This window comes from Streptomyces sp. NPDC111744 (genome assembly GCF_055634995.1).
This window is the reverse complement of the sequence record NZ_JBVKCG010000001.1, coordinates 654240-672185: the sequence shown is the minus strand read 5'-3', so window position 1 is coordinate 672185 and position 17946 is coordinate 654240. Positions and strand designations below refer to the sequence as shown.

17 protein-coding genes and 1 pseudogene are annotated in these 17946 nt (G+C 71.8%); 15 read left to right on the top strand and 3 right to left on the bottom strand.

Features of this window, described 5'->3' with window-relative positions; translation table 11 throughout:
* Positions 1-154 precede the first annotated feature (154 nt).
* From ACZ7OO_RS03145 to ACZ7OO_RS03135, 3 genes are all read left to right on the top strand, one after another.
* A complete protein-coding gene (locus tag ACZ7OO_RS03145) occupies positions 155-1408 on the top strand; it encodes an alpha/beta fold hydrolase (RefSeq protein WP_471500919.1) in 1254 nt (417 codons plus the stop codon).
* Complete coding sequence (gene tsaE / locus ACZ7OO_RS03140) at positions 1374-1943, top strand: tRNA (adenosine(37)-N6)-threonylcarbamoyltransferase complex ATPase subunit type 1 TsaE (RefSeq protein ID WP_471500917.1); 570 nt, start codon at positions 1374-1376, stop codon at positions 1941-1943. The genes ACZ7OO_RS03145 and tsaE overlap by 35 nt, the downstream gene beginning before the upstream one ends.
* 130 nt (positions 1944-2073) lie before the next feature.
* Positions 2074-2235, top strand: coding sequence for a hypothetical protein (locus ACZ7OO_RS03135; protein ID WP_471500915.1), 162 nt, complete (start codon positions 2074-2076; stop codon positions 2233-2235).
* 52 nt (positions 2236-2287) lie between these two features.
* On the opposite strand, the gene ACZ7OO_RS03130 is transcribed toward ACZ7OO_RS03135, so the two are convergent.
* Positions 2288-2851 carry a hypothetical protein gene (locus ACZ7OO_RS03130; RefSeq protein ID WP_471500913.1) on the bottom strand — a complete coding sequence of 188 codons (564 nt, stop codon included), beginning with the start codon at positions 2849-2851 and terminating at the stop codon, positions 2288-2290.
* Between the two features lie 112 nt (positions 2852-2963).
* Here ACZ7OO_RS03130 and tsaB point away from each other — a divergent pair, with 112 nt between their 5' ends.
* The 4 genes from tsaB to ACZ7OO_RS03110 are packed head-to-tail and all read left to right on the top strand — an operon-like array spanning position 2964 to position 5482.
* Positions 2964-3620: a tRNA (adenosine(37)-N6)-threonylcarbamoyltransferase complex dimerization subunit type 1 TsaB gene (gene tsaB, locus ACZ7OO_RS03125; protein ID WP_471500911.1), complete on the top strand. Its 657-nt coding sequence runs from the start codon at positions 2964-2966 to the stop codon at positions 3618-3620.
* Positions 3621-3637: 17 nt separating this feature from the next.
* Positions 3638-4135 (top strand): ribosomal protein S18-alanine N-acetyltransferase, encoded by a 498-nt coding sequence (gene rimI, locus ACZ7OO_RS03120; protein ID WP_352223104.1) that lies wholly within the window; start codon positions 3638-3640, stop codon positions 4133-4135.
* Complete coding sequence (gene tsaD / locus ACZ7OO_RS03115; RefSeq protein ID WP_471500909.1) at positions 4128-5219, top strand: tRNA (adenosine(37)-N6)-threonylcarbamoyltransferase complex transferase subunit TsaD; 1092 nt, start codon at positions 4128-4130, stop codon at positions 5217-5219. The genes rimI and tsaD overlap by 8 nt, the downstream gene beginning before the upstream one ends.
* Positions 5216-5482, top strand: coding sequence for a hypothetical protein (locus ACZ7OO_RS03110; RefSeq protein ID WP_471500907.1), 267 nt, complete (start codon positions 5216-5218; stop codon positions 5480-5482). The genes tsaD and ACZ7OO_RS03110 overlap by 4 nt, the downstream gene beginning before the upstream one ends.
* 466 nt (positions 5483-5948) lie before the next feature.
* Here ACZ7OO_RS03110 and ACZ7OO_RS03105 read toward each other — a convergent pair whose 3' ends face one another.
* Positions 5949-8246, bottom strand: a complete 2298-nt coding sequence (locus tag ACZ7OO_RS03105; RefSeq protein ID WP_471500905.1) for a beta-xylosidase/alpha-l-arabinosidase — start codon at positions 8244-8246, stop codon at positions 5949-5951.
* 104 nt (positions 8247-8350) lie between these two features.
* Between ACZ7OO_RS03105 and ACZ7OO_RS03100 the strand changes: the two genes are divergently transcribed.
* From ACZ7OO_RS03100 to ACZ7OO_RS03075, 6 genes and pseudogenes are all read left to right on the top strand, one after another.
* Positions 8351-9382, top strand: coding sequence for a LacI family DNA-binding transcriptional regulator (locus tag ACZ7OO_RS03100; protein WP_471500903.1), 1032 nt, complete (start codon positions 8351-8353; stop codon positions 9380-9382).
* Positions 9383-9620: 238 nt separating this feature from the next.
* Positions 9621-9761: pseudogene (locus ACZ7OO_RS03095) on the top strand (cellulose binding domain-containing protein); the annotation flags it as partial.
* Positions 9762-9856: 95 nt separating this feature from the next.
* Positions 9857-10912, top strand: a complete 1056-nt coding sequence (locus ACZ7OO_RS03090) for an LCP family protein (protein WP_471500901.1) — start codon at positions 9857-9859, stop codon at positions 10910-10912.
* Positions 10913-11038: 126 nt separating this feature from the next.
* Positions 11039-11395, top strand: coding sequence for a YciI family protein (locus ACZ7OO_RS03085; protein ID WP_471500899.1), 357 nt, complete (start codon positions 11039-11041; stop codon positions 11393-11395).
* Between the two features lie 43 nt (positions 11396-11438).
* Entirely contained in the window at positions 11439-12707 is a 1269-nt protein-coding gene (locus tag ACZ7OO_RS03080; protein ID WP_471500897.1) for an RNA polymerase sigma factor, read from the top strand.
* A 116-nt stretch (positions 12708-12823) separates the two neighbouring features.
* Positions 12824-14866, top strand: a complete 2043-nt coding sequence (locus ACZ7OO_RS03075) for a cell wall-binding repeat-containing protein (protein WP_471500895.1) — start codon at positions 12824-12826, stop codon at positions 14864-14866.
* On the opposite strand, the gene ACZ7OO_RS03070 is transcribed toward ACZ7OO_RS03075, so the two are convergent.
* On the bottom strand, positions 14844-16034 hold the full coding sequence (locus tag ACZ7OO_RS03070) for a THUMP-like domain-containing protein (RefSeq protein ID WP_471500893.1): 1191 nt from the start codon (positions 16032-16034) through the stop codon (positions 14844-14846). The genes ACZ7OO_RS03075 and ACZ7OO_RS03070 overlap by 23 nt on opposite strands.
* A gap of 90 nt (positions 16035-16124) precedes the next feature.
* Here ACZ7OO_RS03070 and ACZ7OO_RS03065 point away from each other — a divergent pair, with 90 nt between their 5' ends.
* Positions 16125-17024 (top strand): polysaccharide deacetylase family protein, encoded by a 900-nt coding sequence (locus ACZ7OO_RS03065; RefSeq protein WP_471500891.1) that lies wholly within the window; start codon positions 16125-16127, stop codon positions 17022-17024.
* Positions 17021-17824: a polysaccharide deacetylase family protein gene (locus tag ACZ7OO_RS03060; protein WP_471500889.1), complete on the top strand. Its 804-nt coding sequence runs from the start codon at positions 17021-17023 to the stop codon at positions 17822-17824. The genes ACZ7OO_RS03065 and ACZ7OO_RS03060 overlap by 4 nt, the downstream gene beginning before the upstream one ends.
* The last annotated feature ends 122 nt before the right edge of the window (positions 17825-17946 follow it).

The window sequence follows — 17946 nt, the reverse complement described above, 5'->3', positions numbered from 1 at the left end:
CGGGGTTCGGCAGGGGCAGAACCCGGTTACACCTGTAACAAAAGCGGCACTCGTAACAACAGTGACATCTGTAACCAACCCGCAACAGTCACCTCGTCAGCATCACCCGTATAACCGAACGAGCGAACTGCAGTACGGCGAAGAGGAGCGGTACGTGAGCGAGAGCAGTGCGGAGGCCGTAGCGGACGCCGCCGCGGTGGCCGTCGCCTCCGCCGCGGCGGCTGGGGGCTGGCGCAAGGTGACCGGTGTCGCCGGGGCCGCCATAGGCGTGCTCGCCGCCGGGGCGGCCGCGGGGGTCGCCCTGGAGCGGATGACCGTCGGCCGCGGGATGCGCCGCAAGGCCCGGCTGGCCCTCGACTCGGCGGGACCGTACGGCACCCTGCGCGGCACCCCCGGCAAGGCGACCTCCGACGACGGCACCGAGCTGTACTACGAGGTCGACGAGGTGGAGCCCGACCTGGGCGCGGCCGTCTCCCCGCGCCGCCGCCGGCTCTTCGGCCGTAAGTGCCCCGCCCCCGTGACCGTCGTCTTCAGCCACGGCTACTGCCTCAGTCAGGACTCCTGGCACTTCCAGCGGGCGGCCCTGCGGGGGGTCGTTCGCACCGTGCACTGGGACCAGCGCAGCCACGGCCGCTCCGGGCGGGGCGTCGCCCAGCACCAGGGCGGCACTCCGCTCACCATCGACCAACTGGGCCGGGACCTGAAGGCCGTACTCGACGCGGCCGTCCCCGAGGGGCCGATCGTGCTGGTCGGGCACTCGATGGGCGGGATGACGGTGATGGCACTGGCCGCGCAGTACCCCGAGCTGATCCGGAAGCGGGTCGTCGCCACCGCCTTCGTCGGTACGTCGTCCGGGCGGCTCGGCGAGGTCAACTTCGGGCTGCCCGTCGCCGGCGTCAACGCGGTGCGCTGGGCGCTGCCCGGAGTGCTGAAGGCGCTGGGTACCCAGGCCGCGCTGGTGGAGAGGGGGCGGCGGGCCACCGCCGATCTGTTCGCCGGGATCATCAAGCGGTACTCGTTCGCGTCCCGGGACGTGGACCCGGCGATCGAGCGGTTCGCCGAGCGGATGATCGAGTCCACCCCCATCGACGTGGTCGCGGAGTTCTATCCGGCCTTCTCCGACCACGACAAGACCGCCGCGCTCGCCTACTTCCAGGACATGCCGGTGCTGGTGCTGGCCGGGGTGCAGGACCTCGTCACCCCCAGCGAGCACAGCGAGGTCATCGCCGATCTGCTGCCCGACGCCGAACTGGTGCTCGTCCCGGACGCCGGCCACCTGGTCATGCTGGAACATCCGGAAGTGGTCACCGACCGCCTCGCCGACCTGCTCACCCGCGCGGGTGCCGTGCCGGCAGGGGCTACGGTAAGTGGCTATGGAAGCACCAGCAGCACGGCACAGCCAGGCTGACGACCTGGCGGGGGCCGGGGCCGACGACCTGGCCGGGGCCGCAGCCGGCCGCCATGGCACGGAGTTGATCATCAATTCTCCCGAACAGATGGGGGAGCTGGGCCGCCGACTGGCCAAGTTGCTGCGCGCCGGTGACCTCGTGATGCTCAGCGGGGAACTCGGCGCCGGCAAGACGACGCTCACCCGCGGGCTGGGCGAGGGGCTCGGTGTGCGCGGGGCCGTCACCTCCCCGACCTTTGTGATCGCCCGCGTCCATCCGTCCCTCGGGGAGGGGCCGCCGCTCGTCCACGTCGACGCGTACCGCCTGGGCGGCGGGCTCGACGAGATGGAGGACCTGGACCTCGACGTCTCGCTGCCCGAGTCGGTGATCGTCGTGGAGTGGGGCGAGGGCAAGGTCGAGGAACTGACCGAGGACCGGCTCGCCGTACGGATTCATCGGGCCGTCGGGGACACGACGGACGAGGTACGGCACGTGACCCTGACGGGGCTCGGGGAGCGGTGGGCCGGGGTGGATCTGGGGGCGCTGTCGGCCTGAGGACCGCGTCAACGTTCCGACGAGGCGTCGGCAAGATATTGCGTTTCGTGTCCCGGGCGTGGTCACATGGTATCCAGCCTGTAGTTAGGTGTGCCTAACTTCATCCGCCCCCGCAGCTCAGGAGGCGTCCATGCCCGCGTCCCAGTCCAAGGAGCGGCGGCCGTTCGCGGTCGCCGGAGTCTCCATGCGCGAGCTGCTGGCCTCCTGTGCGGCCGCTGACGCGGTGTCTCGGCCGCCGAGAGCGCCGGAGCCGGTGTCGAGGCGAGTCGAGCAGCGCCGCAAGGCCGCGTAGGCGGGGTTCGGCCGACGTTCCCTCAGGGCCGCTGGAAAGATCGGCCCTGGTGTCAGCGGATCACCATCACCTTCACCCCGATCGTCGCGAAGTTCCACATCGCGTCGCCGTCGGCTCGGGTTTCGCGGATGCCGCCCGTTCTCACCGTCGGGTCGGGGGTCTCCGTCACCGCGTTGCCGGTGACCGCGCTGAAGCCGATCGCCGAGCCGTCCTTCGTGGTGGAGAAGCGGACCACGTGCTCGATGGGCAGACCGTCCGTACCCGTGACCGCCTTGGAGCGGGACGACACCCAGTAGGCGCCCGGAAGCGGGTCGATCGTGCCCGGCTTCACCGTGAAGGTGCGCTCGACGCGGTTGTGCTCGTTGACGAGCCAGACCCGGTCGTCGTCCACCGAGTACACCACCCGTTCACCCGTTCCGGAGTTGTTCGGCAGGGCGGTGGGGTGGCGCTGGTCCCGGGGCGCCTTGGCCGCTTCCGCTCCTGGGGCGGGGCTCGACGCGGGCCTGCTGCCGAGGCCGGGCGGGACGGTGGCAGAGGCCTGGTAGGCGAGGAGACCGACCGCCCCGACGGCCGCCGCGGTGAGGCCGGCCACGATTCCCGAGCTGGTCCCTGACACGTGCGCCACCTCTGACTCGCCGTATATGTCGTACTTCGTACAGACGGTAGCAGCCAGTGACCGTCCGCCCCTGGCGGCCGTGCTCGCGGCGCCGGAGCCGTAGGCTGTTCGCGTGCTCTTGCTCGCTCTCGATACCGCCACCCCCGCCGTCACCGTCGCGTTGCACGACGGTGAGGCCGTCATCGCCTCGTCGAGTCAGGTGGACGCGCGCCGGCACGGCGAGCTGCTGCTGCCGGCCGTCGACCGTGTTCTCACCGAGGCCGGGGTGAACCTGGACGCCGTCACCGGGATCGTCGTAGGCGTCGGTCCCGGTCCCTACACCGGGCTGCGGGTCGGTCTGATGACCGCGGACACCTTCGGGCTCGCGCTGGGCGTGCCCGTGCACGGCCTGTGCACGCTCGACGGGCTCGCCTACGCGGCCGACGTCGAGAAGGGCCCGTTCGTGGTGGCGACCGACGCCCGCCGCAAAGAGGTCTACTGGGCGACGTACGCCGACTCGCGCACCCGGCTCACGGATCCGGCCGTCGACCGGCCGGACGACATCGCCGAGCAGGTCGCCGGTCTGCCCGCCGTCGGGGCCGGGGCGCTGCTCTACCCCGGCACCTTCCCGGTCGCGCACGAACCCGAGCACATCTCCGCGGCCGCCCTCGCCTCGCTCGCCGCCGAGCGGCTGGCCGCGGGCGAGGAACTGCCGGCGCCCCGGCCGCTGTATCTGCGCCGTCCGGACGCCCAGGTGCCCAAGAACTACAAGGTGGTCACGCCGAAGTGACCGCACAGTTGCGCGAGATGCGCTGGTGGGACATCGACCAGGTCCTTGAGCTGGAGAAGGGCCTGTTCCCCGAGGACGCCTGGTCGCGGGGGATGTTCTGGTCCGAGCTGGCGCACGCGAGGGGCCCGGAGGCGACCCGGCGGTACGTGGTCGCCCTGGAGGACGGCCGGGTCGTGGGGTACGCGGGGCTGGCCGCCCAGGGCGAACTCGGCGACGTCCAGACCATCGCCGTCGCCCGCGACCACTGGGGCACCGGCCTCGGCGGGGAGCTGCTCACCGAGCTGCTGCGGGCCGCGACCTCCTTCGAGTGCGCCGAGGTCATGCTGGAGTGCCGGGTCGACAACACCCGCGCGCAGAAGCTCTACGAGCGGTTCGGCTTCGAGCCCATCGGGTTCAGACGCGGCTACTACCAGCCGGGGAACGTGGACGCCCTGGTGATGCGCCTGACGACGAAGCCCGGCGGTGGCCCCGCCGACGGACCCATCTCCGAACAAGGAACCGAGACCAATGGCTGACGAACCCCTGGTTCTGGGGATCGAGACCTCCTGCGACGAGACCGGCGTCGGCATCGTCCGGGGTACCACCCTGCTCGCCGACGCCGTCGCCTCGTCCGTCGACGAGCACGCCCGCTTCGGCGGAGTGGTGCCCGAGGTGGCGTCCCGGGCGCACCTGGAGGCGATGGTCCCCACCATCGAGCGTGCGCTGAAGGACGCGGGCGTGAGCGCGAAGGACCTGGACGGCATCGCGGTCACGGCAGGCCCCGGCCTGGCCGGCGCGCTGCTGGTCGGCGTCTCGGCGGCGAAGGCGTACGCGTACGCGCTCGGCAAGCCGCTGTACGGCGTGAACCACCTCGCCTCCCACATCTGCGTCGACCAGCTGGAACACGGTCCGCTGCCGGAGCCGACGATGGCCCTGCTGGTGTCCGGTGGGCACAGCTCCCTGCTGCTCTCCTCGGACATCACCTCCGACGTACGGCCGCTCGGCGCGACCATCGACGACGCGGCAGGCGAGGCCTTCGACAAGATCGCCCGCGTGCTGAACCTGGGCTTCCCCGGCGGCCCGGTCATCGACCGCTACGCGCGCGAGGGCGACCCGGAGGCGATCGCCTTCCCGCGCGGCCTCACCGGCCCGCGCGACCCGGCGTACGACTTCTCCTTCTCCGGTCTCAAGACCGCCGTGGCCCGCTGGATCGAGGCCAAGCGAGCAGCGGGCGAAGAAGTCCCGGTCCGCGATGTGTCCGCCTCCTTCCAGGAGGCGGTCGTGGACGTCCTGACCCGCAAGGCCGTACGGGCCTGCCGTGACGAGGGCGTCGACCACCTGATGATCGGTGGCGGTGTCGCCGCCAACTCCCGGCTGCGCGCCCTCGCGCAGGAGCGCTGCGAGGCGGCGGGCATCCGGCTTCGCGTCCCCCGCCCGAAGCTGTGCACCGACAACGGCGCGATGGTGGCCGCCCTCGGTGCCGAGATGGTCGCGCGCAACCGGACCCCGTCCGGCTGGGACCTCTCGGCGGACAGTTCCCTGCCGGTGACGGACCCGCATGTCCCGGGCCACGACCACGACCATGTGCACGAGGTCAGCAAGGAGAACCTCTACTCGTGACGGTCGCGTTGATGTGGGAGGCGCGGGCGGTGGCGGGACGGGGCGCGGAGCTGCTGACGTGGGCGCGGCGACAGAGCCTGCCCGAGGCCCCGCTGCGCCGGGAGACCTTCCGTGCACCGCAGGACCGGGTCCTGGTGATCACCTGGTGGGACGGGTTGTACGACGACTCGGACCGCCCCGAACTCCCCGAACCGCCGGGAGACCTGGTGACCCGGCCGGTGCACCGCTGGCGCTTCGAGTCGGCCGGAGTGGAGACTCCCTAGGCCCTCGGCACGTCTGTCGGATCTGGGCGTCGGTCATCGCGGACGTGTGGCCGTCGGGGCCGGTTCCAGGCCGAAGCCGATCAGCAGACCTCGGCGTAGCGGCGCCGGGCGTCGGGGGCGATGTCGTGGTTCGGTCCACGACGGCGCCGACCATGTACAGGTAGGCGTACACGTCGGAGCCGGCGAAGTCCGCGCGGACCGCTTCCGCGGCCACGGCCCGTTCCACCAGGCCGTCGACATGGCGGCCGAGTTCGTCGCGCATCGCGGCGAGCGGCCCGGTGCCGAGGTCGGCGTGGGCGAGGCTGACGCGTAGTTGTAGGGCGGATCGTTCCAGGCCGCCGCGGTGACGGCTTCGGCGATCACCCACTGCAGGGCGTTCACCACCAGGACGACGGCTCCCAGCGACAGCCGACGGCAGTTCCATCCGCTTGGTGCTGGTCCGTCGTCCAGCGCGCCCCGACTGCGCTCAGACCACCTCCGTCTCGCAGCGCAGCACCCGGTCCTGCCCCAACCGCCGTACCCGGCCAGTCAGTTGCAGCCGTACCGTGCCTCGGGCCGCCGCGCTGGAAGCGCCCACCCGCAGTTCCAGCGCGCCCGGCTCCACCACCCGGGCACCCTCCCGGTCGGTGAACGCCGACAGATCCGCGTGGAAGCGGAAGGTCACCCTTCTCGAATTGCCCGGTGCCAACTCCAGCCGCCGGTAGCCGATCAGGCGGACGTCCGGGCGGGTCACCGACGCCACCGGGTCGTGCAGATACAGCTGCACGACCTCCGCGCCGGCCCGCTCGCCCGTGTTGCGGACCGCCACGGTCACGTCGTACGAACCGTCCGTGCCGATCTCGGCGGTGCCCTGCGAGACCAGCTCCCATGCGAACGTCGTGTACGAGCGGCCGTGCCCGAACGGGTACAGCGGGGTCGGGTCCAGATTGCTGACCTCGCCCGCCAGGCCGAGCGGGGGCTGGAGGTAGGTCCAGGGCTGGCCGCCGGGCACCCGCGGGACGCTCACCGGCAGCCTCCCCGACGGGTTGACACGGCCCGACAGCACTCCCGCCACCGCCGGGCCGCCCTCCTCCCCGGGGAAGAACGCCTGCACCACCGCGCCGAGCCGGCCCTGCCAGCGGCCCAGTGCGTACGGGCGCCCGGTGAGGAGGACCAGGACCACCGGGACGCCCGTCGAGAGCAGCGCGTCCAGCAGGCCGGCCTGGACGCCGGGCAGCGACAGGTCGGCGACATCGCAGCCCTCGCCCGATGTGCCCCGCCCGAACAGGCCCGCCCGGTCGCCGAGCACCGCCACGCACACGTCCGCCTCGGCCGCGCGTGCCACCGCCTCCTCGAAGCCGGCGGTGTCCGGGCCGGAGACGTCGCAGCCCTCGGCGAACGTCACCTTCGCGTCAGGGAGTTCGGCGCGCAGCGACTCCAGGACGGTGGGGATGGCGATGCCCAGGTCGGCCTCCGGGTGGTGGGCCAGGACATGGGACGGGAAGGAGTAGCAGCCGAGCATGGCCAGGGCGTCGGCCGCGCGCGGGCCGACCACCGCTATGCGGGTGTCGGGGGCCAGCGGCAGGACGCCGTCCGGGTTGTCCATCAGGACGACCGACTCCTCCGCCAGACGGCGGGCCAGGTCGCGGTTGGCGGTCGAGTCGAGGTCGATCGGGCCGTCCGGCTCCGGATCCCAGTCCTCGTCCAGCAGCCCCAGTTCGCACTTCTGGAGCAGCACCCGGCGGACCGCCCGGTCCACCAGGGACTCGGGGACCGTGCCCTCCCGCACCGCCGCCACCAGCGGGCGGCCGTAGCACTTGAGGGTCGGCAGTTCGACGTCGATCCCGGCCGCCAGTGCCAGTTGCGCCGCCTCCGCCTCCGTGCCCGCCACCCTGTGCAGCGTCCGGAGGAAGCCGATGCCGAAGTAGTCGGCGACCACGGTCCCCGTGAAGTCCCATTCGTCGCGGAGCAGTTCGGTCAGCAGGCGCGGGTCCGCGGACGCCGGCACGCCGTCCGTCTCGTTGTACGCCGCCATCACGGAGCGGGCCCCGCCGTCGCGCAGCGCCATCTCGAACGGGGGGAGGGTGACGTCCGCGAACTCCCTAACCCCGGCCCGGACCGGGGCCAGGTTGCGGGCTCCGGCGGAGGAGGCGTAACCCGCGAAGTGCTTCAGCGTGGCGATGATCCCGGCCGACTCCAGGCCCCGGACGTAGGCCGTGCCGATCGTGCCCACCAGATACGGATCCTCGCCGATCGTCTCCTCGACCCGCCCCCAGCGCGGGTCGCGGACCACGTCCAGGACGGGGGCCAGGCCCTGGTGGACGCCGACCGAGCGGAGGTCCTCGCCGATGCGCCGGCCCAGCTCCTCGACCAGCGGCGGGTCGAAGGCGGCGCCCCACGCGAGCGGGACCGGGTAGGCCGTCGCCTGCCAGGCCGTGAAGCCGGCCAGGCACTCCTCGTGGGCGATCGCCGGGATACCGAAACGGCCCGCGGCCGTGATCCGGCGCTGGGCGCGGGCCAGTGCGCGCGCGCCCAGCGCCGGGGCCACCGGGGCGGTACCGAAGGAACGGGTCAGCTGGCCGAGGCCCCGGGTGATCAGCTCGTCCCAGTCGTAGTCGGCGGTCATCTCCCGTTGCAGCGGGGCGACTCCGTCGCCGTCCGTGGCGGCGCCCACCCACACGCCGTAGAGCTGGGCGGTCTTCTCCTCCAGGGTCATCCGGGGGAGCAGGTCGTCGACGCGGGCCGGGGCGGGCAGTGCGGGGTCTCGCCAAGGAGCGGTGGTCATGAAACTCCCGTCACGAATGTTTCGTACAACACACCGAATGTTCCGGGAACCTATGGCGTGCGAAGGTCTTCGTCAAGGGGGAGCGCAGGGATACGATCGCGGGCATGACGCCTCCCAAGCCCGCAGAAACGCAGACGGCGACGCTCGCCGAAATCGCCCGTGAGGCCGGCGTGTCCGCTCCGACTGTTTCGAAGGTCCTCAACGGGCGTGCCGATGTCGCTCCGGCGACCCGCATCCGGGTCGAGGAGCTGCTGCGCGCCTACGGCTACCGGCGGCGCCGCGCCGAGGCCTCCCGGTCGCCGCTGATCGACCTGGTCTTCCACGAGCTGGAGAGCGCTTGGGCGATGGAGGTCATCCGGGGGGTGGAGAACGTGGCCCGGGACGCCGGGCTGAGCGTGGTGCTCAGCGAGAGCGCCGGACGGCTCACCCCGGGGCGGACCTGGGCCGACCAGGTGGCGGCACGACGGCCGCACGGTGTGGTGCTGGTGCTGTCGGGGCTTGACGAGTCGCAGCGGGCGCTGCTGCTGAGCCGGTCGATCCCGTTCGTGGTGATGGACCCGGCGGGGGACCCGGGGCCCGACGTGCCCTCGATCGGGGCGACGAACTGGCAGGGGGGCCTGGCCGCCACCCGGCATCTCGTCGAGTTGGGGCACCGGCGCATCGGGGCCATCAGCGGGCCCTCCCGGATGATGTGCAGCCGGGCCCGGGTGGACGGCTACCGGGCCGCCCTGGAGACCGCCGGGCTGCCCGTCGACCAGAGCCTGGTCAAGGCCGGGGACTTCCACCACGACGCCGGCTACCGGCTCGGCCTGGAGCTGCTGCGCATGCCCGACCGGCCCACCGCCGTCTTCACCGGCAACGACCTCCAGGCCCTCGGGCTGTACGAGGCCGCGCGCGAGCTGGGGCTGCGGATCCCGGAGGACGTGAGCATCGTCGGGTTCGACGATCTGCCGGTGGCCCGCTGGGTGGGGCCGCCGCTGACGACCGTACGGCAGCCCCTCACCGAGATGGCCGAGGCGGCGGCGCGGCTGGTGCTGGAGATGGGGCGGGCGGAGGAGGCCACCACCGCGACCCGGGTGGAGCTGGCGACCAGCCTGGTGGTGCGGTCGAGTACGGCGGCGCCCATGCCCGGCTGAGGCGGGCCCGGCCGGAAGTTGACGTATTGACGGGTGGTGCGGGCGTCTCCACACTCCTCCGAAGCCAATCGGTTGTACGGCCGAAAGTTTCGGAGGCACCCGCAATGAGATCCTCTGAGAACAGGCTGGTCCACGGGCTTGTCCCTGGCGGCGCTCGTCACCGGCGCCGCGCTGCTGTGCACGGCGCCCGCGGCGCACGCCGCCGACACCCCGCTGCGCGACCTCGCCGCCGCCAGGGACCTGCTCCCAGTCGGGCACGGCCGTGTCCTGTGCGAACGCCTCCTACAACGGAGCGGTGTCGGAAGGCGGTTCGGTGACCTTCGGGTTCAACGGGTCCTGGAGCGTCAGCAATCCGTTGCCGTCCGTGACCCTGGGCTGAACCACGCCTGAGAAGAGTGAGATTTTCCGAAGAAAACGCCATTGCGGCGCTCGCGCTAACAGTCCCCTAATAATTCGGACTTACGTTCCTGTCTCGTGACGGGACACGAGGAGCAAGGCGGCGCGGGCAGACGGGTGGGCCGGCGGTCGAGAGGGCTGAAGATCGTCGGCCTCACCCTGGCGGGGGTCATGACGCTGGGCATCGCGGGCGCGGGGTGGGTGTACTGGCACCTCAACGACAACATCAAGAGCGTAGACATCAACAGCGCGCTCGGCGACGACCGCCCGGCGAAGGCGGTGACGACTCCGACGGCCAGCGCGTCCGCCTCCGCCTCCCCGCTGCCCACCGGTTCCGTCAACATCCTGGTGCTGGGCTCGGACTCGCGCAGTGGCAAGGAGAACCAGAAACTCGGCGGCGGTGACAGCTCGGGCGCCCGCTCCGACACGGCGATGGTGGTGCACATAGACGCGGGCCGCACGGAGGCCACCGTCGTCAGCATTCCCCGCGACACCCTCGTCACCCGCCCCTCCTGCCCGCTGTCCTCCGGCGGCTCGACGTCCGTCGCCTACAACGCGATGTTCAACAGCGCCTACTCGGTGGGCGGGGCGGTGTGCGCGGTCAAGACGGTCGAGTCGATCACCGGGGTCCGCATGGACCACTACCTGGAGATCGACTTCTCCGGCTTCGCGAAGCTGGTGGACGCGCTCGGCGGGGTGACCGTGACCACCGGCCAGGACATCGACGACGACGACAGCCATCTGCACCTGAAGAAGGGCACCCACCACCTCGACGGCACCACGGCCCTGGCCCTCGCCCGCACCCGGCACGGCATAGGCGACGGCAGCGACCTCGGCCGGATCGGCCTCCAGCAGAAACTGGTCAAGGCCCTGCTGGACCAGATGGCCTCCATCAGCCTCCTGACCAACCCGGCCAAGCTCTACGAGGTCGCCGACGCGGTCACCGCCAGCCTCACCACCGACACGGGCCTGGACTCGCTCAGCGAACTGGTGCGCCTCGGCCAGAGCCTGAAGGGCCTCACCTCGGACCACCTCAGGACGGTGATGATGCCCGTGGTGACCGCACCCTCCGACCCCAACCGGGTGGTCGCGAAGGAGCCGGCGGCGAGTGAACTGTGGGACTCGCTGAAGTAGCCGGAGCCGCGCCGGAAAAAACTCCGGGGAATTTCGGCGTGCGTGTCGATCCCGGGGCGGGTCGTTCGACGCAAGGGTGAGAGGCGGGGAGATACCCCGCACCGCACCGGAATACCAGGAGTCACCATGCCCCGTTACCTGTCGCTCGTGAAGATCGACGAGGCCGCCGCCCCCGCCGAAGGCCCCAGCCAGGAGCTGATGCAGCGGATGGGCGAGCTGATCGAGGAGATCACCAAGGCCGGCGTGATGCTGGACACCGCAGGGCTCATGCCGACCGCCCAGGGCACCCGGGTGCACTGGGAGGGCGGGAAGATCTCCGTCACCGACGGGCCGTTCACCGAGTCCAAGGAGGTCGTCGGCGGTTACGCGATCATGCAGTGCAAGGACAAGGCCGAGGCCCTGGAGTGGACCAAGCGGTTCCTCAAGGTGCACGAGGAGTTCTGGACGGTGACCTGCGAGGTGCGGGAGATCGCGGAGGGCTGACACTCCTGGCGTACCGCCGTCCGGGGGTGTCGAATGGGGGGCTGTGAGACCACAGCCCTCCGCCGACGCCGATCCCCGGCACGCCATCGAGACCGTCTTCCGCCTGGAGTCGCCCCGCGTGATCGCCGGCGTCGCCCGGATCGTCCGGGACGTCGGCATCGCGGAGGAACTGGCGCAGGACGCGCTGGTCGCCGCCCTGGAGCAGTGGCCCCGGGACGGGGTGCCCGACAACCCGGGCGCCTGGCTCATGACCACCGCCCGCCACCGCGCCGTCGACCTGGTCCGGCGCCGGGAGAACTACGCCCGCAAGCTGGCGGAGATCGGCCGCGGCATGGAGACGGCCGCCCCGCCGGAGGAGCCCACCGACCCGGACGACATCGACGACGACCTGCTCCGCCTGGTCTTCACCACCTGCCATCCGGTGCTGTCGCCGGAGGCCCGCACCGCCCTCACCCTGCGCCTCCTCGGCGGTCTGAGCACGGTTGAGATCGCCCGCGCCTTCCTCGTCCCCGAGCCGACGATCGCCCAGCGCATCGTCCGCGCCAAACGCACCCTCGCCACCAGGAACATCGCCTTCGAGGTGCCGTACGGACCGGACCGCGAGGCCCGGCTCGGCTCCGTGCTCGACGTCATCTACCTGATCCACAACGAGGGGTACGCGGCCACGGCGGGCGACGACTGGCTGCGCCCGTCGCTGTGCGAGGACGCGCTGCGGCTGGCCCGCGTCCTGTCCTCCCTGATGCCGAAGGAACCGGAGGTGCACGCCCTCACCTCGCTCCTCGAATTCCAGTCCTCCCGTACGGCCGCACGTACCGGCCCCGACGGCGAACCGGTCCTCCTCAGGGACCAGAACCGCCGCCGCTGGAACCGCATGCTCATCGCCCGCGGGATCAGGGCGCTCGCCCGCGCCGGCGCCACGGAGACGGGCCCCCCGGGGCCGTACGCCCTCCAGGCGGCCATCGCCGCCTGCCACGCGCACGCGTACACCTACGAGGAGACCGACTGGACGGCGATCGCCACCCTGTACGGTCTGCTGGCGGCCCGGTCCCCGTCCCCGGTCGTCGAGTTGAACCGGGCGGTGGCCGTGTCGATGGCGGACGGCCCGGCGGCGGCCCTGGCGATAGTGGAGCCGCTGACGGCCGAACCAGCCCTCCGTGACTACCACTTGCTGCCCAGCGTGCGCGGCGACCTGCTCGCCCGTCTCGGGCGTACGACCGAGGCCCGCGTGGAGTTCGAAAGGGCGGCGGGACTGGCGCGCAACGAGCGGGAGCGGGAGTTGTTGCTGGCCAGGGCACGGGAGTGCGCTTCGTAACCTGGAAGCACACGGCTGTTCACTCGTAACTCTGTTCCCATGGCCACTAGTTGGCCACTACAGTGACCCGGCCCCTGTGCAGGGGCTGTAGACCATGGGGGGTCGACAACTTGAGAATGTTCACGCGCCGCCGTGCCGCGGCGCTCGCGACCGCGGCGGTACTCGCCGCGATGGGCACCCTGGCCACCGCGCCGGGCGCCGTCGCCGACGACGCCGGCAGCTGGCCCGGCACCGAGGGCAAGATCCTCGTCGACGGGGGCATGCTGATCGACCCGGCGACGGGCAACGCCACACAGATCCCGGGCGTCGGAGGCGACTACGCCGCCTGGGCGCCGGACGGCAGCAGGCTGGTCACCAGCGCGGGCCAGATCTCCAGCTACCGCCCCAGCGGCTCCACCAAGATCACCCTGCCGTGGGCGGACGGCGTCCGCTCCAGCGCCGTCTACGAGGACCTCGCCTACGGCTGGGGCGGCCGGTACGTCGTCTTCTCCACCGCGGGGCAGCTCGCCTACGGTCCCTCGGACGGGTCGTGGGCCCCCGAGCCGCTGCTCAGCAGCACTCTGGAGCCGTCCACCGTCTGCGACACCCACCCGACGGTGAACCCGGAGTCGGGTCTGGTCGCCTTCCAGCGCAACGTCAACTACGGCTGCTACGACAATGCCGGTGTCTACGTCTACGACTCGGACGCGAAGACGGTCAAGCGCGTCCTGGCCGATGCCGAGCAGCCCGACTGGTCGCCCGACGGCACCAAGCTGGCCTTCGTCCGCAAGGACACCGACGGCAACTACCAGGTCTTCACGGCGAATGCGGACGGCACCGGCGTCAAGCAGCTGACCACCGGACCGCGTTGGTACGCCAACCCGTCCTGGTCGCCGACCGGTACCCGGATCGTCTTCGACGCGCACACCTCGCCCAACAGCGACGACGTGCACACCGTCGAGTACGCCGACGTGGCCACCGGCGAGCTGACCAAGGTCGCGGACACGGCGGGGCAGAACTTCAGCGTCAACCCCAGCTGGCAGCCGGTGCGCAAGAACACCACCGCCCGGGTGTGGGGCGCCGACGCGGGCGCCACCGACATCGCCTCGTCCCGCTGGAGCTGGAACACCGTCGGCAAGAGCGAGGCGGGCCTGCTGGACGCCAAGTCCGCCGTGCTGCTCAACCAGGACGACTCGGCCGACGCGCCGATCGCCACCGCCCTCGCCGGCAAGCGGCAGGGCCCGGTGCTGACGACCGTGAAGACCGGGCTGTCGACTGCGGTGCGGAACGAGCTGAAGCGCACCCTGAAGAAGGGCGGGAACGTCTGGATGGTCGGGGGGACCTCGGTCCTCACCACCAACGTCTCCACGCAGCTGAAGTCCCTCGGGTACGTCCCCAAGCGGGTCTCCGGCACCGACCGCTACGACACCTCGGTCAAGGCCGCGCAGACGGTCACGACCAGCCCGACGTACGTCTTCCTGGCCAGCGGCACCGACTACCAGGCGGCGCTCCCGGCGGCCGCCGCGGCCGGCGCCGAGGGCACCAGCAGCACCGGCAGCGTGGTCCTGACCAACGGCAAGTCGCTGACGTCGTCGGTGAAGTCGTACCTCAACAGCCTCAACCCGGCGAAGACCATGGTCATCACGGTCGGGTCGGACGCGAAGTACGCGCTGACCCATTCGTCGTTCTCCAAGTGGCCGTCGACGTACTACTACTACCCGATCACCGGGGCCAACAACGTGGCGCTGTCGGTGGCCGTCGCCAAGTTCTGGTGGACCGCCCCGGGCCAGGTCGCCCTCGCCTACGCCGGCTCCTGGCGGGACGGGGTCTCCGCGGGCTCGGCGATGAACATCTACGGCCCCGTGCTGTGGACCTCCAGGCCCGCCCTGTCCGACGAGGTCAAGAGCTATCTGCTGCGCGAGTCCGCCGGCACCCAGTCCGCGATCGCCTTCGGCGACACCGGCTCGGTCACGATGGGCGCGCTGAACACGGCCGGTTCGTCGATCAGCGCGAGCGGGAACGACTTCGTGTACCGGCCGTACTACAACGGCGTCGCCTCCACCGCGCGCACGTTCGCGCTGCGCACGGACGGCGGTGACCCCGTCTCGGCCGCCACCAAGTCCGGCCGTCCGGCCGTCGGGCCGAACCTCGGCTCGCTCAGGACGGCTCAGCACCAGTAGCCGGTGCGGGGGCGCCGACGAGCATGGTCGGCGCCCCCGCCACCCGGGTCAGGAAAACGGTCGCAGCGTTCGGCCCCTGCGGCTTGACCTTCCTGCGCAACTCCTCCGGCTCCACCGCCGACCCGCGCTTCTTCACGGTGAGCGTGCCGACCCCGCGCTCCCGCAGCAGCGCCTTCAGCTTCTTCACGTTGAAGGGGAGTCGGTCGGTGATCTCGTACGGCGTCGCGTAGGGGGTGGCGCGCAGTGTGTCGGCCGTGATGTACGCGATCGTCGGGTCGACCAGCCCGCCGTCCAGTTCCTCGGCGACCTCGGCCACCAGATGGGCGCGGATGACGGCGCCGTCGGGCTCGTACAGGTACCGCCCCACCGGACGGACCTGAGGGTCGGGCAGGCCCCTGCTGAGCAGGGTGCGCGGGCCGGGCAGGAGGGTGGCGCGGATCGTCCCCGGCGCCGTCCCGAACCACAGCACCGCCTCCTTCACATCGCCCGCGTCCGAGATCCACTCCGCCTCGGCGTCCGCCGGGACCGCCTCGTGCGGGACACCGGGGGCGATCTTCAGCGCGGCGGTGTGCGCGGCCCCGCGGGCCGCCTCGATCGCCCAGGACAGGGGCGGTGAGTAGGCCTCCGGGTCGAAGATGCGGCCGCGGCCGCCGCGCCGGGCCGGGTCGACGAACACGGCGTCGTAGCCGTCCGTGTCCACCTCCGTCACGTCCGCCTCCCGTACCTCGATCAGGCCGGAGAGCCCCAGCGCGTCGGCGTTCGCCCGCGCCGCGGCCGCCGTCACCGGGTCCCGGTCCACGGCCAGCACCCGGATCCCCGCCCGTGCGAGGGCGATCGCGTCGCCCCCGATCCCGCAGCACAGGTCGGCGACCGAGGTCACCCCGAGCGCCTTCAGCCGCTGAGCCCGGTACGAGGCGACGCTCGCCCGCGTCGACTGCTCGACCCCGTTCGGCGTGAAGAACATGCGGTCCGCGTCCGCGTCCCCGAACTTCGCCGCCGCCCGCTGCCGCAGCCGGGCCTGGGCGAGCGCCGCCGACACCAGCTCGGCGGGGTGCTCGCGGCGCAGCCGGGTGGCCACGGCGAGTTCGTCGGCGGGCGCGGTACCGCGCACCTCGGCGAGGAGGGCGCGGCCTTCGGGGCTGAGGAGGGGGGCGAGGAGGTCGTTCACCGGGTCATTGTCGGCCAGTCGGTGGATGGTTCGCCTCCGGCGGCGGTGTCGGCGCCGGTTCCGGGGCCGGGCCTGGAAGGATCCGACGCCATGCGAGTAGTCGTACAAAATGACAAAAAAGGGTTGAAGGTGGGCGTGGTGGGCGTGACGGGCCTGCTGGCCGTGGCCGCCCTGATGTCCGGCTGCGCGGGGCCGGACCCCGGCTCCACCGCCCCTCCCGCCGCCGGCCAGCAGCCGCACCGGGCGGCGGCCCCCGCCCCCGGCTCCCACGCGGCCCTGGTCGCCGCCGCCAGGCGCTGGGGCCTGGACGCGGTCCCGCTGCGGCCCCCGGCCCCGCCGAAGGTGAAGCCGAGGATCACCGCGCGCGACGGCTTCGAGGTGGACGGGCAGGAGGAGGACGACCTCCCCCCGGTCTTCACCACGATCCCGACCAGGCAACGGGTCGTCTTCCTCACCATCGACGACGGCTGGAACAAGGACCCCCGGTTCCTCCGGATGATGAGCGACCTGCGGATCCCCTACACCGCGTTCCTCAGCAACTACCTGATCAAGGACGACTACGGCTTCTTCCGCACGATGCAGTCCGAGGGCCACACCCTCAACAACCACACCCTGACCCACCCCTATCTGCCGGGCCTGTCCTACGACGAGCAGAAGGACGAGATCTGCGGCATGCAGGCGATCATGAAGAAGCAGTTCGGCAAGGCGCCGACGGTCTTCCGGCCGCCCTACGGCAACTACAACGGCGACACCCTGCGCGCAGCCAAGGCATGTGGCATCAAGTACGCGCCGATCTGGGACGAGGAGGTGTTCGTCGACCACTGGGAGTACCGCGAGTGGGACCGCGGCCTGCACCCCGGTGACATCGTGCTCACGCACTTCCGCGGCCGGGACGACTGGGACGGCACGATGATCGACGACATGCGGCGCTTTCTGAACAAGGTCACGCGCGAGGGCTATGCGGTGGCGCGCCTGGAGGACTACCTGTGAGCCGGCCGAGGGCGACGGCCGCGCTGCTGGCCGCTGCCCTCCTCCTGTCGGGCTGCGCCCAGTCCGTCGACCCGATCGAACGACTGGGCGAGAAGGCGGCCGACCGGGTACGACCGCACGGCCCGGCCGCCGAACAGCCGTACCGCCACTGGGGCCTGAACGCGCCCCTGCTCCCGGCGCCGCACCCGCCATCCCACCCGCTCTCCCTCCGTGCGACCCTCCCCCCGGTCGTCGACCACATCCCCACCGCCGACAAGGTCGTCTTCCTCACCTACGACGACGGCGCCGAGAAGGATCCCCGGTTCGTGGACATGGTCCGGGAACTGCGGCTCCCGGTGACCATGTTCCTCACGGACAGCGTCGTCGGCCCCGGCTACGGCCACTTCGCCCGCCTCCAGGAGGTCGGCGCGAGCGTCCAGAACCACACCCTCGACCACCGGGCCATGTCCGGCCTGCCGTACGTCGGCCAGCGCACCGAGATCTGCGGCCAGCAGGACAAACTGAAGTCCCGCTTCGGCGTCCGCCCCCGCCTCTTCAGCCCGCCCTACGGCAGGTACGACACCACCACCCTCCGCGCGGCGGCCGACTGCGGAGTGACGGCGGTGGTCCTGTGGCGGGCGGCGATGACGGCCGACGGCATCGCGTACCGCCACGGTGAGAAGCGGCTGCGCCCCGGCGACATCGTCCTGGTCGGCCTGGACGAGGCCACGGGCCTGCCCCTGCGCGAACGCACGACCCGTCTGCTCCGCCGGGTCCAGGAGAACGGCCTGACGGTGGGGCGGCTGGAGGACTACCTGTAGCCGAGGGCGGACGGGACCCGGAACCGGCGCGTCGGCCCTTCATGTGCGGCAGTCCCGAAGGGTGGTCACCGCGGCTCAGGGCACCTAATTTCCGCGCCGCGCCGTAGGCAATTGGCACTCCG